Origin of the sequence: Synechococcales cyanobacterium T60_A2020_003 (genome assembly GCA_015272205.1) — a bacterium.
Classification (GTDB): domain Bacteria; phylum Cyanobacteriota; class Cyanobacteriia; order RECH01; family RECH01; genus JACYMB01.
Genome location: JACYMB010000001.1, coordinates 1 through 2,579, shown reverse-complemented (window position 1 = coordinate 2,579; position 2,579 = coordinate 1). Strand labels below are relative to the sequence as shown.

3 protein-coding genes are annotated in these 2,579 nt (G+C 54.3%); 1 reads left to right on the top strand and 2 read right to left on the bottom strand.

Annotated features, from left to right (window positions below):
* A partial coding sequence (locus IGR76_00015) for an IS5/IS1182 family transposase (protein ID MBF2076933.1) occupies positions 1–111 on the top strand: 111 nt, incomplete at its 5' end.
* A 155-nt stretch (positions 112–266) separates the two neighbouring features.
* Here IGR76_00015 and psaC read toward each other — a convergent pair.
* Together psaC and IGR76_00005 are read right to left on the bottom strand one after the other, a co-directional pair.
* Positions 267–512 (bottom strand): photosystem I iron-sulfur center protein PsaC, encoded by a 246-nt coding sequence (gene psaC / locus IGR76_00010; protein MBF2076932.1) that lies wholly within the window; start codon positions 510–512, stop codon positions 267–269.
* Between the two features lie 190 nt (positions 513–702).
* Positions 703–2,579 (bottom strand): single-stranded-DNA-specific exonuclease RecJ (locus IGR76_00005; protein MBF2076931.1); only part of this gene is annotated, 1,877 nt, incomplete at its 5' end.

The window sequence follows — 2,579 nt, the reverse complement described above, 5'->3', positions numbered from 1 at the left end:
CTCAGTGCACGTCAATTTGACAATCAAGCCGTGGAATTGTTCATCAAATGTGTTGCGCTCAACCGCATGATTCAGATCGCTAAACCCGATAGCTACAAGGTTGAAGGTTAATACCAGGACACTCTCAAGGCGAACCTGACCGTTTTTCTAATCATGCAACAAAGCCCCAAAGAGCTAAAAAAAGAGGGATACAGATCCCTCCAGTCAGAAGTAACTCAACGTTCTATGAAAGGCACCAGCCTCAAAAAGTTTGAAATGGCGTTGCTTTAATAAGCAAGACCCATACTGCGAGTGGTTTCAGCACCGAGGTAAACCCGGATGCTCAAAAAGTCAGTGGGGCAAGCCGTTTCGCAACGTTTGCAGCCCACGCAGTCCTCAGTACGGGGGGAAGATGCAATCTGACCAGCCTTGCAACCATCCCAGGGAACCATTTCTAAAACATCCGTTGGACAAGCCCGAACGCACTGGGTGCATCCGATGCAGGTGTCATAGATTTTTACGGTATGAGACATTGATATAAATGCTCCAACACTATCGGCTGTTGACGGTTGTTACATTAGCGGTCATTAACCTACTGGATGGCTCCACTAGATGTGACCAGTAATCACCTTTTTCACAGTTAAAAATCAGTCTACAGCAGAGGTTTCACTGCCTATGGTAGAAGTCTGTAAAACTTCAAAGATTGTAACGTTCGGTTTTTCTTCACCTCCCCACCTCTCCCCGCGCAATCGCCTGAATCGTCGCAATCGGCACCGTGTAGAAGTACTGTTGCTGAAACCGTTCTTCTTGGATGGCTGCGAAGAAGGCTTCGATGGCGGCGATCTGGCTGGATTCTAGGATCGGAGCTTCGGGATCGTAGGTGATGTGAAGTCCGGCATCGGAGGCGGTGACGGTAAAGCCGGAGTACTGGAGGGCGCGAATGCCGAAGTGTAAGGGGCGATCGCCCACTCCCAATTTGTCTAGAAGCTGTACCCGTTTGGCTGGGTTGCCCATCCGGCTGAGGTATTTTGCAACGCCGACCAAGGTTTGCCAGAGTTCGACGGGAGGTGTGGTGGCGGGCGGGGGGTAGGCGATCGCCAGTTTGGACTCTTCCCGCAGGGCACGCCGAAACCAAGCTGTTAGATCCGCCCAACTCCTAGGACAGCGATTTACCGTTAAAATAGGTTCAGCATCCGGTTGGACGGGTTGAGCCTGTCCCCGCCAGTCGAGGATCCAGTCCACAGAGGGTGTCAGGGAAATATCGCTGAGTTGGACGGACTGGGCTGGACGGATGGCAATCAGGCGCAGTTCGTACTGTTTGGAATAGGAATTGAAGTCGAGTTCGGTCAGCACATCACACCGACCGGAGGGAACCTCATCTTTATAGTGCTCCCACCATACCCCCGGAAAGCCTTCGGTGGCGGTATCGTCCCACAGTTGAAAGGTCGTTTTGATATAACTGACCTTCCGCCCGCGAACATCTTTCAGATTTTGGTTCCACACGTTTTCAAACCAGCAGTTGGCAATAAACAGGATCGGTGCAGGGTTGCCCATGCCGCAGGGTTCGATCAGCTTCAGTTCCTTGAATAAGTCCGCGCCGAGATCAGCAACGGTCACGGTCAGATCCGCCTTAAGGACGGGGGTAATCACCTCTGCGCCGTACTGCTGCCGAAACTGACGGTTAATCGCTTCTGTAAATAGCGGCAAATTTTCTTCCGGGAGGCTTAGCCCTGCCGCGAAGGGATGACCGCCATAGCCTTGGAGCAGGTGCGCCTGAGCGCTCAGCAGTTGGTATAGGTCGATGCCGTTGACGGATCGGGCAGAGCCGCGTGCGAGGCGAGGGGCGGGTGTATCGGGAGCATCGGTGATGAGGAGGATGGTGGGGCGGGCATACTCGCGAGCAATCTGTCCGGCGACCAGTCCCAGCACCCCCACAGGCCATTGAGCATCCGCCAGCACAATCACATCGGTGGTCGATAAGTCCAACTGAGCCACACGAGCGGTTACGTCTTGCACCACGTCTTTCTGTAGGGCTTTGCGGCGGGTGTTGGCGAGTTCTGTTTCTAGGGCGAGGTGGTGGCAGCGATCGCCATCCGAGCTGGTGAGCAGTTCGACACAAAAGCGGGCATCGCCATGAATCCGGCTAATGGCGTTGATGCGGGGGCCAATGCCAAAGGAAATGTCCGTGGGGCGATCGCCAGTTTTGCGGCAGAGTTCTAACAGCTTGGCAATGCCGGGACGGGTCGATTCCCCCCGTGTATGCCGCTGCAACTGTTGGATCCCTTTTTGCGCCAGATAGCGACAGTCGCCCTTGAGTTCAACCAGATCCGCAATCAGGCCGATCGCCACCAGATCCAGCAAGGATTCTAAAGGTTTCGTCGGTACATCTGGGAGGGTGAGATACAGGGCTTCGACGAGCTTATAGGCCACCGCCACACCAGAGAGGGTTGCTAGCGGATGATCGGCGGGGAGCGATCGCGGATTAATGATCGCAGTAACATTGGGGCGATCGCTCGGCAATGTGTGATGATCGGTGACAATCACATCCATTCCTAGCTGTCGCGCATAGTTGATTTCTGCCAGGTTGGTGCTGCCCGTGT

Bases quoted from the DNA above. Each gene is read 5' to 3' on its own strand.
- psaC (MBF2076932.1), bottom strand. From the start codon at position 512: ATGTCTCATACCGTAAAAATCTATGACACCTGCATCGGATGCACCCAG.